Source organism: Extensimonas perlucida (assembly GCF_007655255.1).
GTDB classification, from domain to species: Bacteria; Pseudomonadota; Gammaproteobacteria; order Burkholderiales; family Burkholderiaceae_C; genus Extensimonas; species Extensimonas perlucida.
Map to the genome: position 1 here is coordinate 68,133 of NZ_VMYE01000014.1, position 7,407 is coordinate 75,539.

The following is a 7,407-nucleotide window of genomic DNA, read 5'->3' on the forward strand; positions in this document are numbered from 1 at the left end:
CTTGAACAATCAATGGTTTTCGAAAATCGCCGTGTGGCTGGTCATCGCCATGGTGCTGTTCACGGTGTTCAAACAGTTCGACGGTCGCGTGAGCCCGAGTGCGGCTTATGTGGGGTATTCTGACTTCCTCGAGGAGGTGCGCAACAACCGCATCAAGAGCGCGACCATCCAGGAGGGGCAAAGCGGCACCGAAATCGTCGCCGTCACCAACGACGACCGGCGCATCCGCACGACAGCCACGTACCTTGATCGTGGTTTGGTCGGTGACCTCATCAACAACAATGTCAAGTTCGACGTGAAACCGCGCGAAGAGGGCTCGCTGCTCATGACCTTGCTCGTGAGCTGGGGGCCCATGCTGTTGCTGATCGGTGTGTGGGTGTATTTCATGCGCCAGATGCAGGGCGGGGGCAAGGGGGGGGCCTTCAGCTTTGGCAAGAGCAAGGCGCGCATGCTCGACGAAAACACCAACACCGTCACCTTCACCGACGTGGCCGGCTGCGACGAGGCCAAGGAAGAGGTCAAGGAGGTCGTGGACTTCCTCAAAGACCCGCAGAAATTCCAGAAGCTCGGCGGACGCATTCCGCGTGGCCTGCTGCTCGTCGGGCCGCCGGGGACGGGCAAGACCTTGCTCGCCAAGGCGATCGCGGGCGAAGCCAAGGTGCCTTTCTTCAGCATTTCGGGCTCCGACTTCGTCGAGATGTTCGTCGGCGTGGGGGCGGCGCGCGTGCGCGACATGTTCGAAAACGCCAAGAAGAACGCGCCCTGCATCATCTTCATCGACGAAATCGACGCAGTGGGGCGCCAGCGCGGCGCGGGGCTGGGTGGCGGCAACGATGAGCGCGAGCAGACGCTCAACCAGATGCTGGTCGAGATGGACGGCTTCGAGACCAACCTCGGCGTGATCGTGATCGCGGCGACCAACCGCCCCGACATTTTGGACGCCGCGCTGCTGCGCCCTGGGCGCTTCGACCGGCAGGTCTATGTCACGCTGCCCGACATCCGCGGCCGCGAGCAAATTCTGAACGTGCACATGCGCAAGATTCCGGTCGGGCAGGACGTGAGCGCGAGCATCATCGCGCGTGGCACGCCGGGCATGAGCGGCGCAGACCTGGCAAACCTGTGCAACGAGGCCGCGCTGATGGCTGCACGCCGCAACGCGCGCGTGGTCGAGATGCAGGACTTCGAGCGCGCCAAAGACAAAATCCTCATGGGCCCCGAGCGCAAAAGCATGGTCATGCCTGAGGAAGAGCGCCGCAACACCGCCTACCACGAAGCGGGCCACGCGCTCATCGGCCGCCTGCTGCCCAAGTGCGATCCGGTGCACAAGGTCACGATCATCCCGCGCGGCCGTGCGCTCGGCGTGACCATGAGCCTGCCTGAAAAAGACCGCTACAGCTATGACCGCGAGTACATGCTCAACCAGATCAGCATGCTGTTCGGTGGCCGTATCGCCGAAGAGGTGTTCATGCACCAGATGACCACCGGCGCCTCCAACGACTTCGAGCGCGCCACGCACATTGCGCGCGACATGGTCATGCGCTATGGCATGAGCGACGCGCTCGGCCCCATGGTGTATGCCGAAAACGAAGGCGAGGTCTTTCTGGGCCGCTCCGTCACCAAGACCACCAACATGAGCGAAGAAACCATGGAAAAGGTCGATCGCGAGGTGCGTCGCATCATCGACGAGCAATACGCGCTGGCGCGCGGGCTGATCGAAGAGCACAGCGACAAGATGCACGCCATGGCCAAGGCCTTGCTCGAATGGGAAACCATAGACGCCGAGCAGCTTGACGACATCATGGCCGGCAGAGAGCCGCGCCCGCCCAAGGACTGGACGCCGCGCACGCCTTCATCGGGCGGAGGCTCAGGCGGCACGCCTGCTGTGGCGGCCGATCCGGCGCCGTCGGCAGCCTGACCAAGCAGGGTCCAGGCTGCGATGCTTGGTCACGAAACGGGGCGTAAGGCCCCGTTTTTTCGGGCATTTTTCTCTTCCATTTTTTCGCTTTTCTTCGGAAACACCGTAGATGTTCTGGCACACGGCGCGTTTTCGCATCGACCTGTCGCGCCCGCAGGTCATGGGCATCGTCAACGTCACGCCGGACTCTTTTTCCGATGGCGGCCAGCACGCGACGACCACGGCGGCGCTTGCACATTGCGAGCAGCTCTTGAAAGAGGGCGCAGACATTCTCGACATCGGCGGTGAATCCTCGCGCCCTGGCAGCGCCCCGGTGCCGCTCGAGGACGAACTCGCGCGCGTGCTGCCTGTCGTGCGTGGCGCGGTGCGCCTGGGTGTGCCGGTGTCTGTCGATACTTACAAGCCGCAGGTCATGCAGGCCGTGCTCGACCTGGGCGCCGACATCATCAACGACATCTGGGCGCTGCGCCAACCCGGCGCGGCGCAAATGGTGGCGGCGCACCCTAGCTGCGGCGTGTGCCTGATGCACATGCACCGTGACCCGCAGACCATGCAGCTCGCACCCATGCAAGGCGATGTGCTGCTGCAGGTGCTGCGCTTTTTGCAGCTGCAAGCGCAGACATTGCAAGCGCTAGGCGTCGAAAATGCTCGTATTGCGCTGGACCCCGGCGTGGGTTTTGGCAAAACGGTAGAGCAGAATTTCGCCCTGCTCGCGCGCCAGCGCGAATTGCTTGCGACGGGCCATCCGCTGCTCGTGGGCTGGTCGCGCAAGTCGGCGCTCGGCGCCGCCACGGGGCTAGCCGTGGAGGAGCGCCTGGCGCCCAGTGTGGCCGCGGCGCTGCTGGCCGTGGAGCGCGGCGCGCACATCGTGCGCGTGCATGATGTGCGCGCCACGGTGGCCGCGCTCGCAGTCTGGCGCGCGGTCTGCCAGGCGGATCGACATTCCCAAGACATCACAACGAAAGAGGCACACGCATGACGCGCAAATTTTTTGGCACCGACGGCATCCGCGGCACGGTGGGGCGGCCGCCGATCACGCCCGACTTCGTGCTGCGCCTGGGTCACGCCGTGGGCCGGGTGCTGCGCCAGACGCAAGAACGCCCCACGGTGCTGATCGGCAAGGACACGCGAATTTCGGGCTACATGCTCGAGAGCGCGCTCGAATCGGGCTTCAACTCGGCCGGCGTCGATGTGGTGCTGCTCGGCCCGCTGCCCACGCCGGGCGTGGCCTACCTCACACGCGCGCAGCGCGCGAGCCTGGGCGTGGTCATCAGCGCGAGCCACAACCCCTACCCGGACAACGGCATCAAGTTTTTCAGCGCACAGGGCAGCAAGCTGCCCGACGATTGGGAGCGGGCCGTCGAAGCCGCGCTCGACGAGCCGCCGCAGTGGGCCGATTCGGCCAGCCTGGGCAAGGCGCGCCGGCTCGATGATGCGGCGGGGCGCTACATCGAGTTTTGCAAGAGCACTTTCGCGCAGGACTTGACGCTCAAAGGGCTCAAGATCGTGGTTGATGCGGCCCATGGCGCGGCCTACCAGGTCGCACCCAAGGTGTTCCACGAGCTCGGCGCGGATGTATTGACCATAGGCTGCGCGCCCGACGGCATCAACATCAATGACGAAGTCGGCGCGACCCACCCCGATGCGCTGGTGCGCGCCGTGCGTGCCAACCACGCCGACTACGGCATCGCGCTCGACGGCGATGCCGACCGGCTGCAGATGGTCGATGCCCAGGGGCGCCTCTACAACGGCGACGAGCTGTTGTGTTTGCTTGTGGCCGACCGCATGGGGCGTGATGAATACGTGCCGGGCGTGGTCGGTACCTTGATGACCAACATGGCCGTCGAATTGGCTCTGAAGGCGCGTGGCGTCAAGCTGGTGCGCGCCGCCGTGGGTGACCGTTACGTGCTCGAGGAGCTCGAGCGCCACCATTGGGTGCTCGGCGGCGAAAGCTCGGGCCATTTGCTGATCCTGGACCGCCAAACCACGGGCGATGGCATCGTCAGCGCGCTGCAGGTTTTGCAAGCCTGCGTGCGCAGCGAGCGCAGCCTGGCGCAGCAGCTCGAGGGTGTGCAGCTCTTTCCGCAAATCTTGCTCAATGTGCGCCTGGCGCCGGGGCAGGATTGGCGCAACAACCGCCTGCTCGCCGAGGCCACGCAGGCGGTGGAGCAGGAACTGGCCGACAGTGGCCGCGTGCTGATCCGCGCGAGCGGCACCGAGCCCGTGCTGCGCGTGATGGTCGAAGCGCGCGACGCGCAGCAGGCCAACGCCTGCGCGCAAAGGCTGGCCGACGCGGCGCGGGCCGGTTGATAATTTGCAGATAGCCAAGGGATGCAAGGAGATACCCAGATGACCAGTTATGCCGAGTTTTACCGCCGCTCGATCGAGGAGCCCGATGCCTTCTGGCGCGAGCAGGCGCAGTTGATCGACTGGCAGACGCCGCCGCAACAGGTGTGTGACTACAGCCAGCCGCCGTTTGCGCGCTGGTTCGTGGGCGGCACGACCAATCTGTGCCACAACGCCGTGGACCGGCATCTCGCGAGCCGTGCGCAGCACACCGCGCTGATCGCCATTTCGACCGAAACCGACAGCGAGCGCAGCTACAGCTACGCCGAGCTGCACGCCGAAGTGCAGCGCATGGCGGCGGCGCTGCAAACGCTGGGCGTGCAAAAAGGCGACCGCGTGCTGATCTACATGCCCATGATCGCCGAGGCCGCGTTTGCCATGCTCGCCTGCGTGCGCATTGGCGCGCTGCACTCGGTGGTGTTTGGCGGCTTTGCGGCGGGTTCGCTGGCTGCGCGCATAGAGGATGCCGAGCCCGTGCTCGTGGTCAGCGCGGACGCGGGTTCGCGCGGCGGCAAGGTCGTGCCCTACAAGCCCTTGCTCGACGAGGCCATCGCGCAGTCGCGCCACAAACCGGCTGCCGTGCTGCTCGTCGATCGCGGCCTCGCGCCCATGCAGCGCCAGCCAGGGCGCGACCATGACTGGGCCGACTTGCGCGCGCAGCACCTGCACACCAGCGTGCCCTGCGTCTGGGTCGAGGCCACGCACCCGAGCTACACGCTCTACACCAGCGGCACCACGGGCAAGCCCAAGGGCGTGCAGCGCGACACCGGCGGCTATGCCGTGGCGCTGGCCGCGAGCATGAAGCACATCTTCGACGCGCAGCCCGGGCAGACCTTCTTTGCCACGAGTGACATCGGCTGGGTCGTGGGGCACAGCTACATCATCTACGGTCCCCTGCTCGCCGGCATGGCCACCGTCATGTACGAGGGCCTGCCCACGCGGCCACACGCGGGCGTGTGGTGGAGCATCGTCGAAAAATACCGCGTCACGCACATGTTCTCGGCGCCCACGGCGGTGCGCGTGCTCAAAAAGCAGGATCCGGCCTGGCTGCAAAAGTACCGCGTGGACAGCCTCAAGGCATTGTGGCTGGCAGGCGAGCCGCTCGACGAATCGACGGCGCAGTGGATCAGCGATGCGCTGCGCGTGCCCATCATCGACAACTACTGGCAGACCGAAACCGGCTGGCCCATCCTCACGCTCGCGCTCGGGGTGGAGCCGCAGACGCCGCGCTTTGGCAGCCCCGGCAAGGCCATGTACGGCTACCGCGTCAAGCTCCTCGACGACGCCACGGGCGAGGAGCTCACGGCGCCCAACCACAAAGGCGTGCTCGCCATCGAAGGCCCGCTGCCGCCGGGCTGCATGCAGACCGTCTGGCGCGACGACGCGCGCTTCGTCAACACTTACTGGAAGAGCATCCCGGGGCGCCTGATCTATAGCACCTTCGACTGGGGCATACGCGATGCCGACGGCTACTACTTCATTCTCGGCCGCACCGACGACGTGATCAACGTCGCGGGCCACCGCCTGGGCACACGTGAGATCGAGGAGTGCATCGCCTCGCACCCCAACATCGCCGAGGTGGCCGTGGTCGGCGTCGCCGACAGCCTCAAGGGCCAGGCCGCGATGGCCTTTGCCGTGGCGCGCGATGCCAGCGGACTCGACAGCCCCGAGGCGCGCCTCAAGCTCGAAGGCGAGGTGATGAAGCTCGTCGATCACCAGCTCGGCGCCGTGGCCCGCCCGGCGCGCGTGCATTTCGTGAACGTGCTGCCCAAGACGCGCAGCGGCAAACTCCTGCGCCGCGCCCTGCAAGCCGTCGCCGAAGGCCGCGACCCCGGCGACCTTACCACCATGGAAGACCCCGCTGCGTTGCAGCAGGTGCGTGAGTTGCTGGGGCGGTGAATTGCTGCAGCGGACGTTGGATTTCGGTTTTATGCCATTTTGCCCGTTTGCGCTTATGCATTGGGCGTAAGCAGCTACCGAATTTGAAGTACGACTGCATCGATCCCAACCTCTGCTGTGATCCTGACGCAACCTGATGACCTCCGCCAATACACTTCCGCTCGTCGTTTTCTCCCACGCCAACAGCTTTCCGGCGTGCACCTACCGCCTGCTGCTCGACGACTTGCGTGCGCGTGGTTTCGAGGTGCATGTCATTGAGCGCTTCGGACACGATCCGGCCTATCCGGTCTCGAACAACTGGACGCAACTGGCGCGGCAACTGGTCGATTTTGCGCAACCGCTGGTCAGCCAGCGCGGCGAAAAAGTCTTTCTCGTCGGTCATTCGCTCGGCGGCTTGCTCAGCCTCATTGCAGCGGCGAATCGCCCGGACATCGTGCGTGGCCTGGTGCTCCTCGATGCGCCGGTCGTTGGAGGCTGGCGTGCGACGACACTGGGCGCGATCAAACGCACGCCTTTGATCGGCTCCGTCACGCCCGGTCGTTTCAGCCAGCGCCGCCGCACCAGCTGGGACAGCCGTGATGCCGTGCTCGAGCACTTTCGTCACAAGCGGGTCTTTGCCCACTGGCATCCCCAAGTGCTGGCCGACTATGTGGATTGCGCCACCGAGACCGACGCCCAGGGCCGACGTGTGCTGTCGTTCGACCGCGACGTCGAGACCGCGATCTACAACACCGTGCCAGACAACCTCGAGCGGCTGCTGCGCCGGCATTCGCTCAAATGCCCTGTGAGCTTCATCGGCGGCACGCACTCGCAGGAGATGCGCCAGGCAGGCATGTCCACGACGCATCGGATCGCCAAGGGGCGTGTGCTCATGCTCGAGGGTAGCCATCTCGTGCCAATGGAAAAACCGCTGGCTACGGCTGCAGCCATCGAAGCTGCGCTGCGCGACATGGGTGCCTGATCCTTCCTGCGGAGGCTCTTGCCTGGCAATAATGCAAAACTCCGTGGGAGCGCTCGCCGTGAGCGCTTCCAGCGGTCGGATAGCGTCCACGCTGTGGACTTGCAGGGCCGAGTTTGGACGCCTCCTGGCCCAGAGAATGCCCCCACCCAAGACTTGAACCTATAGACCCGGCAATTAAGGGTTGAGTTTCGATCATCCGCCCTCAGCTACAGGGCATGGACAAAGAAGACGGACGCAAGCTGCCGCGGCAAGCGCAGCATGAAAGACGCAAGCAGGCGGTGCGGCT

5 protein-coding genes are annotated in these 7,407 nt (G+C 65.2%); all 5 read left to right on the plus strand.

Annotated features, from left to right (window positions below):
- Position 1: 1 nt before the first annotated feature.
- The 5 genes from ftsH to FK527_RS12160 all read left to right on the plus strand — a co-directional run bounded on the left by ftsH (position 2) and on the right by FK527_RS12160 (position 7,121).
- Positions 2 to 1,915 carry an ATP-dependent zinc metalloprotease FtsH gene (gene ftsH / locus FK527_RS12140; protein WP_144734169.1) on the plus strand — a complete coding sequence of 638 codons (1,914 nt, stop codon included), beginning with the start codon at positions 2 to 4 and terminating at the stop codon, positions 1,913 to 1,915.
- Between the two features lie 109 nt (positions 1,916 to 2,024).
- Positions 2,025 to 2,894, plus strand: a complete 870-nt coding sequence (gene folP / locus FK527_RS12145; RefSeq protein ID WP_144734171.1) for a dihydropteroate synthase — start codon at positions 2,025 to 2,027, stop codon at positions 2,892 to 2,894.
- Positions 2,891 to 4,225 (plus strand): phosphoglucosamine mutase, encoded by a 1,335-nt coding sequence (gene glmM, locus FK527_RS12150; protein WP_144734174.1) that lies wholly within the window; start codon positions 2,891 to 2,893, stop codon positions 4,223 to 4,225. The genes folP and glmM overlap by 4 nt, the downstream gene beginning before the upstream one ends.
- 39 nt (positions 4,226 to 4,264) lie before the next feature.
- Complete coding sequence (locus FK527_RS12155; protein ID WP_144734177.1) at positions 4,265 to 6,160, plus strand: propionate--CoA ligase; 1,896 nt, start codon at positions 4,265 to 4,267, stop codon at positions 6,158 to 6,160.
- Positions 6,161 to 6,296: 136 nt separating this feature from the next.
- On the plus strand, positions 6,297 to 7,121 hold the full coding sequence (locus FK527_RS12160) for an alpha/beta hydrolase (protein WP_144734180.1): 825 nt from the start codon (positions 6,297 to 6,299) through the stop codon (positions 7,119 to 7,121).
- Positions 7,122 to 7,407 lie beyond the last annotated feature (286 nt).

Bases quoted from the DNA above. Each gene is read 5' to 3' on its own strand.
- folP (WP_144734171.1), top strand. From the start codon at position 2,025: ATGTTCTGGCACACGGCGCGTTTTCGCATCGACCTGTCGCGCCCGCAG.
- glmM (WP_144734174.1), top strand. From the start codon at position 2,891: ATGACGCGCAAATTTTTTGGCACCGACGGCATCCGCGGCACGGTGGGG.
- FK527_RS12160 (WP_144734180.1), top strand. From the start codon at position 6,297: ATGACCTCCGCCAATACACTTCCGCTCGTCGTTTTCTCCCACGCCAAC.
- FK527_RS12155 (WP_144734177.1), top strand. From the start codon at position 4,265: ATGACCAGTTATGCCGAGTTTTACCGCCGCTCGATCGAGGAGCCCGAT.